We start from the raw sequence: 19,667 nt of genomic DNA on the forward strand, positions 1-19,667 counted from the left end.
CGGGCCCCCCCCGGCCGTCCGGGCGCGTTCCCGCCCACCGGGCGTGGGTGTTGACCCGCCCCCGCCGCCCGGATACGTTCTTCAACGAATTGTTGAAAGAGCTGATCCGCTGTGGTCGAGGCGTGGAGGTGCGGGAATGGACCGGCGCGAAACGGTGGAGACCAGCCTTCCGGGAGCCGTACGCGACGGAGTCGCCGCCTCCCTCGCCGCCGTCGACGCCGAACTCGCCCGGCGCTACCCGGGCGACCCCGGCACCCGCCAGCCCGTGCACACCGTCTACGTCCCCGCCGACGACTTCACCGCCGACACCGTCCGCACCTGGGGCGACCAGGCACTGGCCGCCCTCGACGAGCACGCCCCCGACGCCGCCTCCTTCGCCGCGGTCCTCGGTCTGCCCGACGCGCTCGCCGGGCCGGTCCACCGCCGGGTGCGCGCCAAGCTGGAGCGCGAACCGGTCGAGGACCTGCGCATCGACTTCGAGGACGGCTACGGTCCGCGCCCCGACAGCGAGGAGGACGCCGCGGCCGCCCGTGCCGCAGCCCTCCTCGCCGCCGCCCATGCCGAGGGCACCGCGCCCCCGTACGCCGGCATCCGGATGAAGTGCCTGGAGGCCGCCGTCCGCGACCGCGGCATCCGCACCCTGGACATCTTCCTCACCGGGCTGATGAACGCCGGCGGACTTCCCGGCGGCCTGGTTCTCACCCTGCCCAAGGTCACCTATCCCGAGCAGGTCACCGCCATGGTGCGGCTGTGCGAGGAGTTCGAGCGGGCCCGCGGACTGGCTGCGGGCCGCATCGGGTTCGAGATCCAGATCGAGACCACCCAGGCCGTCCTCGGCGCCGACGGCCGGGCCACCGTCGCCCGGATGATCGACGCCGCCCAGGGCCGCGCCACCGGACTGCACTACGGCACCTTCGACTACAGCGCGGCCTGCGGGGTCGGCCCCGCCCACCAGTCCCCGGACCACCCCGTGGCCGACCACGCCAAGGCGGTGATGCAGGTGGCTGCCGCGGGTACCGGGGTCCGGCTCTCCGACGGGTCCACCAATGTCCTGCCGGTCGGCCCGGCCGAGCGCGTCCACGACGCCTGGCGGCTCCACCACCGTCTCGTCCGGCGCTCGTTGGCACGTGCGTACTACCAGGGCTGGGATATGCACCCCGGCCATCTCCCCACCCGCTACGCCGCCGTCTACGGCTTCTACCGCGAGGGGCTGGAGGCCGCCGCGGAACGGCTGTCCGCCTATGTGCGGCGCGCGGGCGGCGCCGTGATGGACGAGCCCGCCACCGTGCGGGCGCTCAGCGGCCATCTGCTGCGCGGTCTGGACTGCGGGGCGCTGGACGCCGCCGAGGTCGAACGGCTGACCGGACTGGCCCGCGCCGAGCTCGACACGCTCGCCGGGCGCACCCCGCAGGACCCGCCACGCTGAGCCGGGGGCGCTGACCCGGGGGAGACCTTCGCACCACCGTCGCCCGCCCGGAGCGCGGCGAGGGCGACGCCCGCGCACCGGCATCCGAGCCGGCGGTTGACCGGTCACTCCCGTCACGGCGTCGCGCTGCCCGGCCGGTGCCGCGGCGGTCGCCTGGGATCGGCATCCGAGCCGTCGGTGCTCCGGGCCGGTGCTCGACCGGTCACTCCCGTCACGGCGTCGCGTCGCCCGGACGCTACCGCCGCGCTCGCGCCCCGTTCACCCGTCGCCCGGACGCCTGACCCGCCCGGCCACATCCGCTCACCCGGACGTGTCACCCGGGATGCGGTGCGGCCGGGCCGGGCGGGAGATGGTGGCATGGCGAGCGCCCCTGACGACCCGCCGGGTTCGCCCCCGCCGGTGCCGTCCGCCCCGGCCGGGCTGGACGGTCCCGGGTGGTGGCCGTGCGGGCCCGGCCGCCTCGTCAGGAGCGTTCTGTCGGCCCTGCTGATCCTGCTGGCGTGCCTGCTCGTCCCGGCGTCCGTGCTGACCGTGTGGGTCCACGACAACGTCCTGAACACCGACCGCTTCGTGGCGACGGTGGCCCCGCTGGCCACCGACCCGGCCATCCAGGACACCGCCGTGCAACGGGTCGGCGAGGTCGTCGACCTGCGTCGCGACAGCCGGGAGTTCACCGCCGGCATCGCGGACTGGATGCGCGACCAGGGCCTTCCGCCGAAGGCAGCCGACACCGTGGAGGGACTGGCCCCGCAATGGGACTCCGCCCTCGACCAGGCGGTGCGCAGGGTCGCCGCGCACATCGTGCACAGCGAGCAGTTCGCTGCGGTGTGGACCGGCGCCAACCGGGCCGCCCACACCGCCGTCGTGGACGCCCTGACCGGTAAGCGGCACGGTCCGGTCGGCGTCGAGGGCGACACCGTCGTGCTCAATGTCGGACCCGCCGTGGAACGGGTCAAACACCAACTGGTCGCCGCCGGGTTCCCGTCCGCTCACGGCATCCCGGACGTCAACCAGCAGCTGATCCTCTTCCACTCCGACCAGCTCGACACCATCCGGCGCTCGGCCCGGCTGCTCGACCTGGCCGGGAACCGGCTCCCGCTGCTGACCCTCGTCCTCGGCGGCAGCGGCGTGCTGCTCGCCCACCGGCGCCGCCGGGCCCTGGCCCGCGGCGCCCTGGGCGCCGCGGCCGCCTCGGTCCTGCTCGCGCTCGCCCTGGTCGTCGGCCGCCGCTACTACCTGGAGCACGTACCGCCGAGCGTGCTCTCCCGGGCTGCCGCCTCGGTCATCTTCGACACCGTGGTGCGCTTTCTGCGCGTCACCGTGGCCACCGTGCTGGTGCTGTCCGTCGTGATCGCCCTGGGGGCGTACCTCGCCGGACCCGGACGGCTGCCGCGCGCGGTGCGCGGCAGCGCGGAGCGGGCCGCCGACACGGCGGCCCGCTGGGGCGCGGACCACGGGGTGCGCACCGGCAGGGCCGGGACCTGGACGGCCGACCACCGGCGGGGGCTGACCGTCGTGGCTCTGCTGGTGCCGGCCTGCGTATTCGCCCTGGGGAACCATCCCACCGCGCTCACGGTGCTGTTCCTGGCGCTGATCCTGCTGGCCGCGCTCGCGGTGATCGCCCTGCTGGCCGCGACGGGCCGGACCGGGGGCTGAACGCCCACCGGGCGTCACACCCCGCCCTGCCTCAGGTGAGGATGAGCACGATGAAGATCAGGCAGGCCGCGATGTTGACCACCCAGCTATGGCTGTTCAGCCACTCCCGCAGCCGGGGCATGGCCCGCCGCGCCCGGCTGCCGAAGAGGAGGTAGACCAGCAGCGGCAGCGCGGCGATCAGCACGGTGAGCCCGATGAACGGCAACGCCGCCACCAGCCCCGCGTCATGCTGCGCCAGCGAGGCCCCCACGGTCAGCATGACCATGATGTCGGACGGCATCAGCAGGATGATCAGGATCCCGGTGCGGAACGCCCTGCCGGGGCCCGCCTCCATGAGCGTGCCCAGCCACTTCGGCGGCTCCACCGTCTCGCGCTTCACGTAGTTCTTCACCGCGACCGCCACCAGCAGCCCGACCAGCACCACTTGGAGCACGGTCCCGGCCGAGCCGCGCTGCTCCGGGCTGCCCGGGGAGACCACCTGGCCCAGCAGCGTGAAGATCCCCCGGGTGAGGGCGACTCCGGCCGTCGCCGCGATGGCCACGCCCAGCAGAAACGCGAGGGAGACGCGGACCGGCCGCCGCGTGGTCACCAGGATCACATCGGCCACGATCTGCGGACCCGCCATCATGGTGACGGCGAGCGGAAGAATCTGGAGCTCCATCGGCCGCCCTTCGCCCCGTCCGTCCTCCCTCCATTCCCCCGCACCCGGGACCGTCCGGCATCCGGGCTTGCGCCGACCGGGGCGGTCCGGCCCGCGGACGTAAGCTGGTGATGTGGGCCCGGGTGGGGCCCTCGTGGTCCCCGCCGGGCGTGTCCGACGGGAGGCAGATGATGGACTACCCACTGCTCAATGTGTTCTGGACCACGATGTGGATCTTTCTCTGGGTCCTGTGGCTGATGCTGCTGTTCCACGTCTTCGGCGATATCTTCCGCGATGACTCGCTGAGCGGCTGGGGCAAGGCGGGCTGGTCCGTCTTCGTGGTCATCCTGCCCTTCCTCGGTGTCTTCGTGTATCTGATGGCGCGCGGCAAGGGCATGGGCCGGCGCCAGATGGCACGCGCGGAGAAGGCCGAGGAGGACTTCCGGGAGTTCGTGCGCACGACCGCCGGAACCGGCCGCGCGGAGGAGTTGTCACGGCTGGTGGAGCTCAAGGACCACGGTGACATCACGACGGAGGAGTATGAGCGGGCCAAGGCCAAGGTGCTCGCCGCCTGAGGGCAGCGGACGGACGGGAGTCCGGCCGCGAGGGGCGGACCGAGGAGGGGCCCGCCCGGCACACCGCCATCGGCGCCGCGGTGCCGCTCAGTAGCGCACCGCGGTGCCGACCTGTGCGGTGACCTTGCCGGAGAGCGCGCGGTGGCTGCGCGCGGTGGCCTTCGTGGGGGTGTCCGGTCGGACCGAGCGGACGGTGACCACCACGGCGTCGACCAGGTGTTTGTCCGCATCGCGGAAGTTGACCAGGATCGTGAACGAGGCGGTCTGCCGCGCCGAGTTGGTCACCGTCAGCCGGGTGGTGGCGCGCCCCTGGCCGTTGAACGACACCGGGCCCGCCGTCACGTCCCGGGTGGCCTTGGTGCCGCCCTCGATCTTGTCGAGCTGGGCCTTGGCCGACGCGGTCGCCGACGCCACGGCGGCGGAGGCCCGGGACACCGCGGACGACGGGGTGCCGCCCTCGTCGGAGCAGCCGGCGGCGGGCGCCAGCGCGGCCATGAGGCTCACCGCGCAGATCGTCCGCATCAGGCGCCCGCTCATCGCGTCTCCCTCGTCCCGGCGGCCGGGGTCCCGGTCCTCCGCACCCACCCTGTGGGCGGCCGGAGGGCGGGGCAACCGGGGCGGGTCCGTTCAGTGCGCCCCGGCGTACCGGACGAAGACGGGCCCGTGCAGGCCGCGGACCGGCCCGTTCAGGGCGCGGACGGGGGCAGCTCGCCGGAGCCGCGGGGGATCAGCCGGGTCGGCAGGACGACCCGGTGGGGCTCGCCGCCCGCGCCGTCCAGCCGCCGGAAGAGCAGATCGGCGGCGGTACGGCCGAGCTGGGCCGCGTCCTGGGCGACGACGGTGACGGCCGGGGAGAGCAGATCGGCCAGCTCGAAGTCGTCGAAGCCGACGAGGGCCACCGGGGGCGCGGGCGCGGGGCGTTCGGCCAGCACCCGGACCACGGTGACGGTCACCCGGTTGTTGCCCGCGAAGAGCGCGGTGACCGGCTCCGCGGCCTCCAGCGCCGCGGTGGCCGCCGCCCGCACCCGGGCCGGATCGGTCGGTCCGAGCGAGACCCAGGCGTCATCGACCGGCAGTCCGGCCCCGGCCATCGCGGCGCGATAGCCGCGCAGCCGTTCGGCGGCGGTGTGGATGCCCGGCTGGTCGCCGAGGAAACCGATCCTGCGGTGGCCGTGGGCGATCAGATGGGCGACGGCGTCCCGCGCGCCGCCGAAGCTGTCGGAGACCACGGCGTCGGCGTCGATCCGGCCCGCCGGGCGGTCGACGAAGACCGTGGCCACCCCCGCCGCTATCTCCGGGGCCAGATAGCGGTGGTCCCCTCCGGCCGGGATGACCACGAGGCCGTCGACCCGCCGGGCGCACAGCGCGAGCACCAACTCCTGTTCACGGTCGGGGTCCTCGGCGCTGGAGCCGTTGATCAGCAGGGCCCCGTGGGCGCGGGCGACCTCCTCCACGGCCCGGCTCAGCGGTCCGTAGAACGGGTCGGCCAGGTCCTCCAGGACCAGACCGATACTGGCGGTACGGCCCTTGCGCAGGATGCGGGCGCTGTCGTTGCGGCGGAAGCCGAGCGCGGTGATCGCCTCCTGGACGCGCCGTTCGGTGTCCGGGGTGACCCCCGGCTCGCCGTTGACCACGCGGGAGACGGTCTTCAGCCCGACCCCGGCCCGGGCGGCGACGTCCTTCATCGTGGGCCGGGTGCCGTAGCGGCGCGCGGTGGTGCGGTCGGCGGGGCCCGGGGCGGTGTCGGTCACGGTGCGCTCGTCCCGTCGCTGGTCGTGGTGGCGGAGGGGTGACGAGCATAGCCTCTGGACAACGTTGTCAGCGGCAGGGAAGACTGGTCCCGCACACCCATGGCGCCGGGCCCACCAGGAGAGTCGACATCCATGCCACGTGACCTCATCGCCGCACTGGACATCGGTGGCACCAAGATCGCGGGCGCTCTGGTGGACGGCGGCGGCACTCCGGTCGTGCGGGCCCGCCGCGCCACCCCCGCGCGGGAGGCCGGTGCCACGGTATTGCGGGAGGTCACCGCGGTGCTGCGGGAGCTCGCGGCCACCGAGCACTGGGCGCGGGTGGCCGCCGTCGGGATCGGCAGCGCGGGCCCGGTGGACGCCTCCGTGGGCACCGTCAGCCCGGTCAACATCCCCGGTTGGCGTGACTTCCCGCTGGTCGCCGGGGTCCGGGAGACCACCGGCGAACTCCCGGTCACGCTTGTCGGGGACGGGGTGGCGATGACCGCGGCCGAGCACTGGCAGGGCGCGGCCCGCGGCCGGAGCGCGGCCCTGTGCATGGTGGTGTCCACCGGTGTCGGGGGCGGGCTGGTGCTGGGCGGACGGCTGCACCCCGGCCCCACGGGCAACGCCGGGCATATCGGCCACATCAGCGTCGACCTCGACGGGGACCCGTGTCCGTGCGGGGCGCGCGGCTGTGTCGAGCGCATCGCCAGCGGACCCAACATCGCCCGTCGGGCCCTGGACGGCGGCTGGCGCCCTGGCCCGGACGGGGACACCACCGCCGAGGCCGTCGCCGTCGCCGCGCGGGCCGGGGACCCGGTCGCGCGGGGCTCGTTCGCGCGGGCGGCGCAGGCCCTCGCCGCGGGGATCGCCGCGACCGCCGCCTTGGTCGAGATCGAGGTCGCGGTGGTCGGCGGCGGGGTGGCGGGCGCGGGTGAGGTGCTGTTCGCGCCCCTGCGGCGCGCTCTGCGCTCCTACGCGACGCTGTCCTACGTCCAGGGTCTTGAAGTGGTCCCGGCGCAGATGGGCAATGACGCGGGACTGGTCGGCGCCGCCGCGGCGGCGGCCCAGGAACAGCGGCTGGAGGGCTTCCGCGCCCCGGCTCCCACAAGCCCCCCGGCTCCCACGAGCCCTTCCCCGAACGGCGGTTGAGCCGGCCATCACCCACCGCCCCCGAGCGGTCCGCCCGGACCCCGGGGGCACCGTTGCGCGACGACGGTCGCACCGAAACCGGCATCGCGCGTACGGAGAGGGCCGAGCGGCGGCGCGTCCGGCGGCAGCCGGGCCCCTCCCCGGGCTGCCGCGCGGCGAGGCGGGGCAGGGGTGGGGGAGGGGCCCGTCCGGTGGGGGGTGTCGGGGGGTGACGTCAGCAGGTGAACATCGCGTCGGCCCAGTCGGCGTGATCGCTGTTGTCGCCGTCACCGGCGTCGGTCACGACCAGCCGTACGGTCGTGGCGCCGTCGATCGCGGCGGAGAGCGCCTGGGCGGAGTCGGCGGTGGTCAGGGTGCCGGTCGAGGCCGCCTTCCGGCCGTCGGCCCACACCTCGAAGGTGACGGTGCCCGCCTCCCGCTTCTCGTCGTCCACGCCCACCTGCGCGGTGAACGCCGAGCACCGGCCGCCGGTGTAGTACGTGATCTCACTCGGCGCATGGGCGCCCAGCCCCTTGGCGTAGGTCTTCCCGTCGATGGTGAGCGGGTGACCGTCGCCCGCGGCCTGTTCACCGACGCTGGTGTTCCGCTCCACCGGGCCCCAGCCGTTGCCCGCGCTCACCCACGGCAGATCGCCCGCGGAGGACACGCCGGAGGGCGGCGCCACCACCACGTGCACCGTCGAGGCCAGTTCGGTGCGGGCCTCGGCGCCGCGCGGGGAGCGGTGGTCGGCGCGCACCGTCAGGTCGTACGCGCCGGGCTTCGCGCCGGCGGGCGGGGTGATCCGCCAGTGGGTGGTCAGGGTGCGGCCGGAGCCGAGAGAGGCGGCGCGGGACGGTGAGGTGGCCCTGATGGTCCAGCCTTCGGGGCCGGTCAGCCGGACCGCGACCGAACGGGCCGAGCCGCGGCCGAGGTTGGTGAAGGTGGTGTCCAGCGTGGCCGGGGTGTTCGCCTCGGCCATCGCGGTGCCCGCCAGGCCGAGGTCGGCGGCGGGCGGGTAGGAGGCCCACTTCCGGTCGGCGGAGACGCGGTAGAGCACGGTGCCGTGGGCCGGAACGGTGGCCGAGACGGTACCGGCGGTCTGGTAGCTGCGGTGCTGCCACAGATCGCGCAACTGGTACGCCCGGGCGCCGGGCAGCCCGGCCTCGGCGGCGGTGGTGGAGATGCGCTGCGGCCGGTCGGTCTCGTTGAACAGGGCGACGGCGCGGCTGCCGTCCTTCATCTCCTTGGCGATGACCCAGCGCCCGTCCCGGGAGGAGACCACCTTCCCCTGCTTGCCCAGCGGATCCTGGTCGACCGCGATGACCTCGGAGTTCTCCAGGATCTCAAAGGTCTCAGGGGTGGCCTTGCGCAGATCGGTGCCGATCAGCAGCGGTGCGGCCATGATCGACCAGAGGGAGAAGTGGCTGCGGTACTCGGTGTCCGTCATCCCGCCGTTGCCGACCTCGAGCATGTCGGGGTCGTTCCAGCGGCCGGGGCCCGCGTACTCCGCCAGGGGCAGGTTCTTCTTGGCGATGCCCAGCATGCTGCCCCAGTTGTCGCTGATGTCGCCGGTGGTGCGCCAGAGTTGGCCGACGTCCTTGGCCCACTCCCAGGGCTTGTTCTCACCCCATTCGCAGATGCTGTAGACGATCTCGCGGCCGGTCGCCTCGGACGCCTTCTTCAGCGCGTCACGCATGGTGCGGTAGCGCTTCTTGGCGTCGATGCCCTGGTTGTAGCAGTTGTCGTACTTGAGGTAGTCGATGCCCCAGTCGGCGAACTGCCGGGCATCGGACTCCTCATGGCCGAGCGCTCCGGGAAAGCCCTGCTGGAAGTTGCACGTCTTGGTGCCCGCGCTGGTGTAGATGCCGATCTTCAGGCCCTTGGCGTGGACGTAGTCGGCGACGGCCTTGATGCCGTGCGGGAAGCGCTTGGGGTCCGGGACCAACTTGCCGTTGCCGTCGCGCTGGGGCAGTGCCCAGCAGTCGTCGAGGTTGACGTACTCATAACCGGCCTTCTTCAGCCCCTTGGAGACGAAGAGGTCGGCGATGCCCTTGATCATGCCTTCGTTGAACTCCGGACCGCAGTTGGTGGAGTTCCAGTTGTTGAAACCCATCGGAGGGGTGAGGGCGAGCCCGCCTCCGTCGGCTGAGGGGGATGAGGCATCCGATGCGGACGATGATGTCGTGGCCTTGGTGGCAGGCGACGGCTGGGCGACGGCGGGGACTGACAGGCCCACCGCGGTGAGAACGACTGTCCCCAGACATCCTATGAATCTTGACCGGGTCGTACGAAGAGACGAATGGCGCACCGTGCGGCTCCTCTGATCTCGGCGCCTGTCGCGGCCTGTCATGGCCGCAACAGCTACGAGCGTTTACGGTAGAGCATGTTGGAGTCTGTTGGAAGCGAACTGATAACAGTTGCCCGATAGCTCGCCAAAACCCTTGACTAGGGGACGAACGGGGGGTGTGATCCCTTCACTCACGTTCGTTTGTGTTGGATTTAACCTCCGTGGAGGGGGACATGGCACAGTCATCGTCAGAACATCGGATCTCCCGCCGTGCGCTGCTTCGGGGCACGGCGGTCGGAGCCGGGGCGGTCGCCCTCCCGACGCTGCTCACCGCCTGTGGTGGCCCGAGCAAGGAAGTCAAGATCGGCTCCAATGCCTCGGACGCCGTACCGCGCAAGGCGTTCGCCGAGGTGTTCAAGGCCTACGAGAAGAAGTCCGACAAGAAGGTCAAGGTCAACACCGTTGACCATGAGTCGTTCCAGGAGAACATCAACCGCTATCTCAAGGGCACGCCGGACGACGTGTTCATGTGGTTCGCCGGATACCGGATGCAGTTCTTCGCCCAGCAGGGGCTGCTCGCCGATATCAGCGACCTCTGGGACGGCTTCGACGGGTTCTCCGGGGCGCTCAAGGCGCAGTCCACGGGCAAGGACGGCAAGCAGTACTTCGTGCCGTACTACTACTACCCCTGGGCGGTCTTCTACCGGAAGAGCCTCTTCGAACAGCGCGGCTACGAGATACCCAAGACCTTCGACGAGTACCGGGCCCTGGCCAAGCGCATGGACAAGGACGGCCTCGACGCGTTCGCCTTCGGCGACAAGGACGGCTGGCCCGCCATGGGCACGTTCGACTACCTCAACATGCGCGCGAACGGCTATGACTTCCACATCTCGCTGATGGCGGGCGAGGAGTCCTGGACCGACCGCAAGGTCAAGCACGTCTTCGACCTGTGGCGCGGTCTGATGCCCTACCACCAGAAGGGCGCCAACGGACGGACCTGGCAGGAGGCCGCGCAGAGCCTGGCCCAGAAGAAGTCCGGGATGGCGGTCTTCGGACTGCCCCACCCGGGTCAGCAGTTCTCCGACGCCGACCGCGGCGACCTCGACTTCTTCCCCTTCCCGGAGATCGACTCCGCCTACGGCCAGGACGCGGTCGAGGCCCCGATCGACGGTTTCCTGCTGTCGAAGAAGTCCAAGAAGCAGAAGGAGGCCAAGGAGCTGCTGAAGTTCCTGGCGACTCCGGCCGCCGAGGAGAAGTACCTGATCCGGGACCCCAACAACGTCGCGGTCCACAAGGACGCGTCCACCGACTCCTACAACGCGCTCCAGAAGAAGGCCGCCGGACTGGTCTCCGGCGCCAAGCAGATCTCCCAGTTCATGGACCGCGACACCCGCCCCGACTTCGCCTCGCAGGTCATGATCCGGGCCATCCAGCAGTTCATCAACGACCCCGATGACATCGACGGTCTGACCAAGGACATCGAGTCCCAGAAGAAGACCATCTTCGCCGCCAGCTAGGAGAATCGCGCAGTGCCGCTCAAGACCGCGCGGCGTGCCGGACGGACGGGGCCGCGGAAGTTCACAGGCCGCGACCTCGCCGTCATCGGTGTGCTGCTGGGCATACCCGTCCTGATCGACGTGGCCCTCATCTGGGGCCCCACCCTGGCCTCCATCGGCCTGTCCTTCACCAGTTGGGACGGACTCGGCGACATCAAGTGGGTGGGCGGGGACAACTATCAGGCCCTGTTCAACGACTACCCGCCGTTCTGGCCCGCCGTCCGCAACAACCTGCTCTGGCTGGCCTTCCTCGGACTCGTCGCCACGCCCTTCGGGCTGCTGCTCGCGGTGCTCATCGACCGGGGTGTCCGCTTCAGCCGGTTCTACCAGTCCACCATCTATATGCCGGTGGTGCTCTCGCTCGCCATCGTGGGCTTCATGGCCCAACTGGTCTTCTCCCGGGACCAGGGCGCGCTCAACGCCGTGCTCGGCAACGAGGACAACCCGGTGGACTGGCTCGGGGATCCCGACCTCAACATCTGGATGGTGCTCATCGCCGCTGCCTGGCGGCACACCGGATATGTGATGATCCTCTACCTGGCCGGGCTGAAATCCGTGGACGCCTCGCTCAAGGAGGCCGCGTCCATCGACGGGGCGAGCGAGGCGCAGACCTTCTTCCGGATCGTGCTGCCCACGCTGCGGCCGGTCAATGTGATCGTCCTGGTCATCACCGTCATCGAGGCGCTGCGCGCCTTCGACATCGTCTACGCCATCAATCACGGCCGCAACGGACTCGAACTCCTCTCCGTCCTGGTCACCGACAACATCATCGGTGAGGCCAGCAGAATCGGATTCGGCTCCGCCATCGCCGTCGTCCTGCTCACCGTGTCCCTGGGATTCATCGTGACCTACCTGGTCCAGGAGCTGCGAGGGGAGAAGAAGGGATGACCGTCACCACACCGTCGGCCCCGGCGCGGGCCACCGCCCCCGTGGAACCGGCCAAGCGCGGGCGGCCCCGGGTGCGTCCCGGCAGGCTCGGCGTGCACGCCTTCCTGATGACCGTCTCGCTGGCCTTCCTCGCCCCGCTGCTGCTCGCCGTCTACGCCTCGCTGCGCCCGTACGAGGAGACCGCCGAGCACGGCTACTTCTCGCTGCCGCGCCATCTGTCGTTCGACTACTACCGGCAGGCGTTCGACTCCGGTATGGGCAAGTACTTCGTCAACTCGCTCATCATCGCGGTGCCCGGGGTGCTGCTGACGCTGTTCCTGGCCTCGTTCGTGGCGTTCGCCGTCACCCGGCTCCAGATGCGCGGCGGACTGGTCCTGCTGATGGTGTTCACGGCGGGCAACCTGCTGCCGCAGCAGGTGATCGTCACCCCGCTCTATGTGTTCTTCAACAAGATCGACCTGCCGTACTGGATGTCGGACTCGATGACGATGTACGACTCCTACTGGGCGGTGCTCGCCGTCCAGGTGGCGTTCCAGGTCGGCTTCTGCGTTTTCGTCCTCGCCAACTTCATGCGCACACTGCCGATGGAGATCGTCGAGGCGGCGCGGGTGGACGGCGCCGGGGTGTGGACGCAGTACTGGCGGATCACCCTTCCGCTGTGCCGGCCGGCGCTCGCGGCCCTGGGGACCCTCCAGTTCACCTGGATGTACAACGACTTCCTGTGGGCGCTGGTCTTCATCTCCAACGGGGACAAACTCCCGGTCACCTCCGCCCTGAACAACCTCCGCGGGCAGTTCTTCACGGACTACAACCTGCTGGCGGCGGGCTCGGTGATCGTGGCGCTGCCCACGGTGCTGGTCTTCCTGCTGCTCCAGCGGCACTTCATCGCCGGACTGACCCTCGGAGCCAGCAAGGGCTGAGCACACCCCCATAGCGCATCCGTATCGCGCCGCCGCGGGATCCGCGGCGGCGCGACGGGTGTTGCGGGGCGGCCGGATCCGGCGCGGGAGGGCGGGATCCGGCGGGATCCCGCCGGATCCCGTACTCCGAGGCGATCCGGCGTTTCCGTGACAGGGTGATGCGGGCAACTGTCAGGAGGCGATGAATAGGGGGAAATGTGATCGTCTGGCTGAACGGTGCGTTCGGCGCGGGCAAGACCGCCGTGGCCCGCGAATTGGTGGACCTCATGCCCGGCAGCACGTTCTACGACCCGGAGGTGGTCGGCGACGGCCTGCGCAAGCTGCTGCCGCGCAAGCGCCTGGAGGAGGTGTCCGACCACCAGGAGCTGCCCTCGTGGCGGCGGCTGGTCGTGGACACCGGAGCGGCCCTGATCGCGGAGGTCGGGGGTCCGCTGGTGATCCCGATGACGGTCCTCAGACAGGAGTACCGGGATGAGATCTTCGGCGCCTTCGCCGCTCGCCGGATACCGGTCCGGCATGTTCTGCTGCACTCCGATGAAACGATCCTTCGCGAGCGAATAGCCGAGCGCGAGGCGGTCCCCGGCGATCCGGACGCCAGTGAGTGCGTCCGCCGCCGCGCTCTGGACCATCTCGCGCCCTACCGCGCGGCCCTGGGCTGGCTGACCACCGATGCCCATGTCGTGGACACCACCGGGCTCACCCCGCGCCAGACCGCCGCGCAGATCGCGGACGCCGTCCGCGACGGCGCCGGGAACTGCGACATCGTGCAGACCCCCGAGCCGACGGCCGCGACGCTCGCCGCCGGGGTGCTGCTGTTCGACGAGAACGACCGGGTGCTGCTCGTGGATCCCACCTACAAGCCCGGCTGGGAGTTCCCGGGCGGGGTGGTCGAACCGGGCGAGGCTCCGATGTACGCCGGGGTGCGCGAGGTCACCGAGGAACTCGGGATCCGGCTGGACGCCCCGCTGCGGCTGCTGGTCGCCGACTGGGAACGGCCCCAGCCGCCCGGCTTCGGCGGTCTGCGCCTGCTGTTCGACGGCGGCCGCCTCACCACGGAGGCCGCCCGTGATCTGCTGCTCCCCGGCTCCGAACTGCGGGGGTGGCGTTTCGCCACCGAGACCGAGGCCGCCGGGATGCTGCCGCCGGTCCGGCTGCACCGGCTCCGGTGGGCGCTGCGCGCCCGGGAGCAGGGCCGCCCCCTCTACCTCGAGGCGGGCGTCCCCGCGGGCCCCTTGGACGCGTCCCCCCTGGACGCCACCCTGGCCGACCCCCCACCCGACCCGGCCGCACTCCCCGGCACGGCGGGCTGACGGGGCCCGGCCCGGCGCGGGGAGTTGAGCGGCCTCCCTCCGGCCGGGGCAGGAACGCTCCGGTGATCGGCGTCGAGCTGGAGTGCTCGGGCGCCGGGCGCCCCGGGTGCCCTGTGGTTGCGGCCGGGGCCCGGTCGCAACCGTTCGGATGCGTCAGCGCGGATCGGTGACCCGGTCCGGCGGACCGTCGGGGCCTGCGAAGCCGCCGGGCGGGCCCGGGGCGTTGGCGACGATCCTCGGCCGAGCCGGGAGCGCCCGGGTGACCGGCGTCCGCGCCGCTCCGGCCGGGCGGTTCGGGGCTCGGCCGGGGCGGGTGGATGTCAGTGCTTGCCCGAGGCGTACGACGTCAGGAACAGCGCCTCGGTCAGCGAGAGCTTCTCCAACTCCTCCGGTGAGACGCTCTCGTTGACCGCGTGGATCTGTGCCTCCGGCTCGCTCAGCCCTATCAGCAGGATCTCCGCCTCCGGGTACAGCGAGGCGAGGGTGTTGCACAGCGGGATCGAGCCGCCCTGGCCCGCGGTCGCCATGTCCTGGCCGTCGTAGGCCACCCGCATCGCCGACCGCATCGCCTCGTACGCCGGGCTGCCGGTGTCCGCGCGGAACGGCTGGCCCGAGCCTATCTGTTCCACCCCGACCCGGGCGCCCCACGGGGCCGCGGCCCGCAGATGCTCGGTCAGCAGCCGGTTCGCCTCGTCCGCCGTCACACCCGGCGGCACCCGCAGGCTCACCAGCGCCCGGGCGCTCGCCTGCACCGAGGGGGTCGCGCCGACCACCGGCGGGCAATCGATGCCGAGCACCGTGACGGCCGGGCGCACCCAGATGCGGTCCGCGACCGTGCCCGCGCCGATCAGCTCGACCCCGTCCAGCACCTTGGCGTCCTTGCGGAAGTCCTCCTCCTCATAGGTGAGCCCCTCCCACACCGCGTCCGATGCCAGCCCCTCGATCGCCGTCGAACCGTCTTCGGCGCGCAACGAGTCCAGCATCCGGATCAGCGCGGCGAGCGCGTCCGGTGCCGCACCGCCGAACTGGCCGGAGTGCAGATTGCCCCCGAGCGTGTCCACCGACACCCGCAGCAGCGTCATCCCGCGCAGTGTGGCCGTCACCGTCGGCAGCCCGACGCGGAAGTTGCCCGCGTCACCGATCACGATGGCGTCGGCCGTGAGCAGGTCCGGATGCGCCTCCGCATAGCGCTCCAGACCGCCGGTGCCCTGCTCCTCGGAACCCTCCACGATCACCTTGACGTTGACCGGGACACCGCCGTGTCCCTTGAGTGCGCGCAGCGCGGTGAGGTGCATGATCAAGCCACCTTTGCAGTCCGCCGCGCCGCGTCCGAACCAGCGGCCGTCACGGTCGGTCAGCTCGAACGGCGGGCTGAGCCAGGCGTCCTCGTCCAGCGGCGGCTGCACGTCGTAATGCGCGTAGAGCAGCACGGTCGGGGCGTCCGCCGGGCCGGGGAGCAGCCCGTAGACGGACTGCGTGCCGTCCGGGGTGTCCAGCAGCGCGACATCCCGGAAACCCTCCGCTTCCAGGGCTTCCACCACCCATCGGGCCGCCGCCTCGCATTCGGCGCGCGGGAACTGCGCCGGGTCCGCGACCGACCTGAAGGCCACCAATTCGGCCAGTTCCCGTTTGGCGCGCGGCTGCAGGGAGGCGACGGTGGCGGCCAGCGCCGCGTGCTCCGCGTGGTCCGCGGCCGGGACGTGTGGTGCCTGCTCCATGGGGGACACTCCTGTGCTGTGATGGGCACGTGTGTACGGCTTGATCCGGTGCCGCGATCATCCCACAGCGGGGTCACGCACCACCGCGCCGTAGGATGCGGACGGTGGGGGGACGCACGGTGATCAGGTCGGCCGACTGGGAGCGGAAGCACACGTGAGCAGCGACAACACGGACCGGAACGGGGAGTCCCCGGCAGAGCCTTCGGCAGCGCCAGGCGACGAGTCGGTGTGGGACGTGGTGGTGGTCGGGGCGGGCCCCGCGGGTGCCTCCGCCGCCTACGCCGCCGCCTGCGCGGGCCGCCGGGTGCTGCTGCTGGAGAAGGCCGAACTGCCCCGCTACAAGACCTGCGGCGGCGGCATCATCGGTCCGTCCCGGGAGGCCCTGCCGCCCGGCTTCGAACTGCCGCTGCGCGAGCGGGTGCACGCGGTGACCTTCTCGATGAACGGCAAGCTCTCCCGCACCCGCCGTTCCAAGCAGGCGCTCTTCGGCCTCATCAACCGGCCGGAGTTCGACGCCGGTCTGGTCGAGGCGGCCAAGGACGCGGGCGCCCACCTGCGCACCGGTGTCGCCGTCACCCGCGTCGAACAGCACGGCCCCTCGGTGCCGGACCGCCGCACCGTCGCCGTGGTGCTCGCCGACGGCGAGACGCTGCTCGCCCACGCGGTGGTCGGCGCGGACGGCAGCGCCAGCCGCATAGGCGCCCATGTCGGGGTGAAGCTGGACCAGGTGGACCTCGGCCTCGAGGCCGAGATCCCGGTCCCGCCGCCCGTCGCGGAGGACTGGGCGGGCCGGGTGCTCATCGACTGGGGCCCCATGCCCGGGAGTTACGGGTGGGTCTTCCCCAAGGGCGACACCCTGACCGTCGGCGTCATCTCCGCCCGCGGCGAGGGCGCCGGGACCAAGCGCTACCTCGAGGACTTCATCGCCCGGCTCGGTCTCGCCGGTTTCGAACCCAGCATCTCCTCCGGCCACCTCACCCGCTGCCGCTCGGACGACTCCCCGCTCTCCCGGGGCCGGGTGCTGGTGTGCGGGGACGCGGCCGGTCTGCTGGAGCCGTGGACCCGCGAGGGCATCTCCTTCGCGCTGCGCTCGGGTCGGCTGGCGGGGGAGTGGGCGGTCCGTATCGCCGAGGCCCATGACGCGGTCGACGCCCGTCGCCAGGCTCTGAACTACGCGTTCGCCATCAAGGCGGGGCTGGGTGTGGAGATGGGCGTGGGCCGCCGGATGTACGCGGCCTTCGCCCGCCGCCCCGGGGTCTTCCACGCGGCGCTCACCGGATTCCGCCCGGCCTGGCGCGCGTTCACCAAGATCACGCGCGGCACCACGACCCTCGCCGAGCTCGTCCGCAGCCACCCCGCCGCCCGCCGCGCCCTGATGGCGATGGACCGCGGCTGAGCGATCCGCGGGCCGTGCCGCGGGGTCCGGTCGCCGTTCGTCCACGGTTGCGTCGTGGTCGCTCGCGTCGTTCCCCGCGCCCCTTCCCGGCGCTCCGGAGGGCGAGCGGTGGGCTACTCCCCGGGGAGTAGCCCAGGCACCCGCGTCGGGTGGACGACGCGGCAGGTCGGAGCCGTCTAGCGTGGCGGGTATGCACGATGCACCGGGGGAACGCGACCCGCGCCGAGGGCGGGCCCGAGGGCCGGACCGGTCCTCACGGGGCCGCTGGTGGCCGCCGTCCGGCCACCGCCCCTTCGGGCCGCCTCGGCGCCGCGGCCGGGGCCCCTGGTGGGCCGGTGAGGATGCTGAGGGGGAGGAGCCGCGGGGTGCGGGACGGGTGCTGTGGCGCTCCTCGGCCGCCGTCGCGGTCATCCAGCTCGTCGGGACCCGGTTCGCCGCACACGACCAGCCCGAGCGGACCGACCTCGGTCCGCTCGGCTACGCCCTGCTGCTCGCCGGGCCCGCGCTGCTGCTCGTACGCCATCGGCACCCGCGCCTCGCGGTGTTCGGCACGGCCGCGGTGACCCTGGTCTACCTCGGCGCGGGCTATCCCAACGGCCCGGTCTTCGTCAGCGTGGTGGTGGCCTCCGTGGCCGCGGTCGCCGCGGGGCGGCGGATCGCGGCCTGGAGCGCCCTGGGGCTGCTCTGGGCGGGCCGGGTGCTGATCGGGCACTGGCTCTACCGCTGGCTGCCGCCGAGCGGGGACGGCCCGGCCTCCTGGGGGCAGGAGCTGGCCGTCGCGGCGTGGGTGACGGCCATCGTCGCCGCGTCCGAACTCGTCCGCGTCCGGCGTGAGCAGTGGGCCCGGGAGCGTGCCGAGCGGGCGGCGGCGGTGCGCCGCCGGGCCGATGAGGAGCGGCTGCGGATCGCCCGCGAACTGCATGACGTGCTCGCCCACAGCATCTCGGTCATCAACGTCCAGGCGGGGGTGGGGCTCGCCCTCCTGGACCAGGACCCCGAACAGGCCCGGACTGCGCTGACCACCATCAAGGCCGCCAGCAAGGAGGCGCTGGGCGAGGTCCGGCAGGTGCTGGACACCCTGCGCGCCCCGGGCGCCGCGCCGCGTTCCCCCGCCCCCGGGCTGGCCCGGCTCGGCGAGCTGACCGAGCAGGCGGCGAGCGCGGGGCTGACGGTGGAGGTGGCGGAGGAGGGACGGCGCGTCCCGCTGCCGCCGGGCACCGACCTCGCCGCGTTCCGGATCGTCCAGGAGGCGCTGACCAACACCGTCCGCCACTCCGGGTCCCGGACCGCCCGGGTCCGGCTCCGCTGGGCCCCGGACGCACTGGAGTTGCGGGTGGACGACGACGGCCCGGCCACGTCCGCGGAGACTGCCGGGACGGGGCCCGCGGACCGGCCGTCCGGCGGTGGCAACGGCCTGGTCGGCATGGGCGAACGCGCCGCGGCGCTCGGCGGTACGGTCGAGGCGGGCCCGCGCCCGGACGGCGGCTTCCGCGTCCGCGCCCGCATCCCGCTGGGCCGTCCGGCCGGTACGGTGGCGGACGGGCCGGAGGAGGAGGCGCCGTGAGCGGGGTGGACCGTGTGATCCGGGTGGCCCTGGCCGATGACCAGGTGCTGGTCCGCGCGGGGTTCCGCGCCCTGCTGGCCGCCCAGCCGGATATCGAGGTGGTCGGCGAGGCCGCCGACGGCGAGGAGGCGCTGGCCCTGGTGCGCGAGGGACGCCCCGACGTCGTCCTGATGGACATCCGGATGCCGCTGCTCGACGGGCTGGCCGCGACCCGCCGGATCACCGGGGACCCCGCGCTGGCCGGGGTGAAGGTGGTCATGCTGACCACCTTCGAACTCGACGAGTACGTCTTCGAGGCGATCCGCGCGGGCGCCTCCGGCTTCCTCGTCAAGGACACCGAACCCGAGGAACTGCTCCGCGCCGTACGCGCCGTGGTCGAGGGCGACGCCCTGCTCTCGCCCGGGGTCACCCGACGTCTGATCGCCGAGTTCGCGGCCCGTTCCAAGGCGCCCGCGCCCGCGTCGGCGCTCACCGAGCTGACCGAGCGGGAGCGCGAGGTGATGGCCCTGGTGGGCATCGGGCTGTCCAACGAGGAGATCGCCCGCCGGCTGGTCGTCAGTCCGCTCACCGCCAAGACCCATGTGAGCCGGACGATGGTGAAGCTGGGCGCCCGCGACCGTGCCCAACTGGTCGTCCTTGCCTATGAGTCCGGGCTGGTCCGGCCGGGCTGGCTGGGCTGAGGCACCGGGTCGGACGCCTAGGTGTGTCGCAATGTCGTGTCGGATCGGCCCGCGGCTTCTGGGGGCGCCTCCCGGTGGTAGCCGGGGGAGCGTGCGTTCGCACGGCGGAGGGCCGCCCTTGCGGGGGCACCCCTGGACGGAGTGCGGGGGCGGGCCGCCTCGGATGATCCCGGCAACGCGGCGAGCG

The 19,667-nt window shown here is 72.5% G+C and carries 16 protein-coding genes; 11 read left to right on the forward strand and 5 right to left on the reverse strand.

All coding sequences use genetic code 11. The annotated features are described in order from the left end of the window. Positions 1-136: 136 nt before the first annotated feature. Together NMK44_RS26100 and NMK44_RS26105 are read left to right on the forward strand one after the other, a co-directional pair. Positions 137-1,426: a DUF6986 family protein gene (locus tag NMK44_RS26100; protein WP_254747303.1), complete on the forward strand. Its 1,290-nt coding sequence runs from the start codon at positions 137-139 to the stop codon at positions 1,424-1,426. 357 nt (positions 1,427-1,783) lie between these two features. Next, positions 1,784-3,082 (forward strand): hypothetical protein, encoded by a 1,299-nt coding sequence (locus NMK44_RS26105; protein ID WP_254747305.1) that lies wholly within the window; start codon positions 1,784-1,786, stop codon positions 3,080-3,082. Between the two features lie 31 nt (positions 3,083-3,113). Here NMK44_RS26105 and NMK44_RS26110 read toward each other — a convergent pair whose 3' ends face one another. After that, positions 3,114-3,743 (reverse strand): GAP family protein, encoded by a 630-nt coding sequence (locus NMK44_RS26110; RefSeq protein ID WP_254747307.1) that lies wholly within the window; start codon positions 3,741-3,743, stop codon positions 3,114-3,116. A 170-nt stretch (positions 3,744-3,913) separates the two neighbouring features. On the opposite strand from NMK44_RS26110, the gene NMK44_RS26115 reads away from it, so the two are divergent. Further along, the gene (locus NMK44_RS26115) at positions 3,914-4,297 is read left to right on the forward strand and encodes an SHOCT domain-containing protein (RefSeq protein ID WP_254747552.1); all 384 of its coding nucleotides are present in this window, start codon (positions 3,914-3,916) and stop codon (positions 4,295-4,297) included. A gap of 87 nt (positions 4,298-4,384) precedes the next feature. Here NMK44_RS26115 and NMK44_RS26120 read toward each other — a convergent pair whose 3' ends face one another. After that, positions 4,385-4,834, reverse strand: coding sequence for a hypothetical protein (locus NMK44_RS26120; protein WP_254747310.1), 450 nt, complete (start codon positions 4,832-4,834; stop codon positions 4,385-4,387). 149 nt (positions 4,835-4,983) lie between these two features. Continuing rightward, the gene (locus NMK44_RS26125) at positions 4,984-6,048 is read right to left on the reverse strand and encodes a LacI family DNA-binding transcriptional regulator (RefSeq protein ID WP_254747312.1); all 1,065 of its coding nucleotides are present in this window, start codon (positions 6,046-6,048) and stop codon (positions 4,984-4,986) included. Positions 6,049-6,180: 132 nt separating this feature from the next. Between NMK44_RS26125 and NMK44_RS26130 the strand changes: the two genes are divergently transcribed. Further along, positions 6,181-7,182: an ROK family protein gene (locus tag NMK44_RS26130; RefSeq protein WP_254747314.1), complete on the forward strand. Its 1,002-nt coding sequence runs from the start codon at positions 6,181-6,183 to the stop codon at positions 7,180-7,182. 214 nt (positions 7,183-7,396) lie between these two features. Here the strand turns inward: NMK44_RS26130 and NMK44_RS26135 are convergent, their stop codons facing one another. After that, positions 7,397-9,469 (reverse strand): NPCBM/NEW2 domain-containing protein, encoded by a 2,073-nt coding sequence (locus tag NMK44_RS26135; protein WP_374215343.1) that lies wholly within the window; start codon positions 9,467-9,469, stop codon positions 7,397-7,399. Positions 9,470-9,681: 212 nt separating this feature from the next. On the opposite strand from NMK44_RS26135, the gene NMK44_RS26140 reads away from it, so the two are divergent. From NMK44_RS26140 to NMK44_RS26155, 4 genes are all read left to right on the forward strand, one after another. Continuing rightward, positions 9,682-10,965: an ABC transporter substrate-binding protein gene (locus NMK44_RS26140; RefSeq protein ID WP_254747318.1), complete on the forward strand. Its 1,284-nt coding sequence runs from the start codon at positions 9,682-9,684 to the stop codon at positions 10,963-10,965. Between the two features lie 12 nt (positions 10,966-10,977). Beyond that, positions 10,978-11,892 (forward strand): carbohydrate ABC transporter permease, encoded by a 915-nt coding sequence (locus NMK44_RS26145; protein WP_254747320.1) that lies wholly within the window; start codon positions 10,978-10,980, stop codon positions 11,890-11,892. Continuing rightward, positions 11,889-12,812 carry a carbohydrate ABC transporter permease gene (locus NMK44_RS26150; RefSeq protein ID WP_254747322.1) on the forward strand — a complete coding sequence of 308 codons (924 nt, stop codon included), beginning with the start codon at positions 11,889-11,891 and terminating at the stop codon, positions 12,810-12,812. The genes NMK44_RS26145 and NMK44_RS26150 overlap by 4 nt, the downstream gene beginning before the upstream one ends. Positions 12,813-13,009: 197 nt before the next feature. Further along, positions 13,010-14,122 carry an NUDIX hydrolase gene (locus tag NMK44_RS26155; protein ID WP_254747324.1) on the forward strand — a complete coding sequence of 371 codons (1,113 nt, stop codon included), beginning with the start codon at positions 13,010-13,012 and terminating at the stop codon, positions 14,120-14,122. Between the two features lie 320 nt (positions 14,123-14,442). Here NMK44_RS26155 and NMK44_RS26160 read toward each other — a convergent pair whose 3' ends face one another. Beyond that, positions 14,443-15,840 carry a dipeptidase gene (locus tag NMK44_RS26160; protein ID WP_254747326.1) on the reverse strand — a complete coding sequence of 466 codons (1,398 nt, stop codon included), beginning with the start codon at positions 15,838-15,840 and terminating at the stop codon, positions 14,443-14,445. A gap of 226 nt (positions 15,841-16,066) precedes the next feature. Here NMK44_RS26160 and NMK44_RS26165 point away from each other — a divergent pair, with 226 nt between their 5' ends. The 3 genes from NMK44_RS26165 (at position 16,067) to NMK44_RS26175 (ending at position 19,480) form a co-directional block, all read left to right on the forward strand. Beyond that, positions 16,067-17,236 (forward strand): geranylgeranyl reductase family protein, encoded by a 1,170-nt coding sequence (locus NMK44_RS26165; RefSeq protein WP_254747554.1) that lies wholly within the window; start codon positions 16,067-16,069, stop codon positions 17,234-17,236. Positions 17,237-17,426: 190 nt separating this feature from the next. Beyond that, on the forward strand, positions 17,427-18,800 hold the full coding sequence (locus tag NMK44_RS26170; protein ID WP_254747328.1) for a sensor histidine kinase: 1,374 nt from the start codon (positions 17,427-17,429) through the stop codon (positions 18,798-18,800). Positions 18,801-18,814: 14 nt separating this feature from the next. After that, entirely contained in the window at positions 18,815-19,480 is a 666-nt protein-coding gene (locus NMK44_RS26175) for a response regulator transcription factor (protein ID WP_254747556.1), read from the forward strand. Positions 19,481-19,667: the final 187 nt, after the last annotated feature.

This window comes from Streptomyces cucumeris (assembly GCF_024295805.1).
Classification (GTDB): Bacteria; Actinomycetota; Actinomycetes; order Streptomycetales; family Streptomycetaceae; genus Streptomyces; species Streptomyces cucumeris.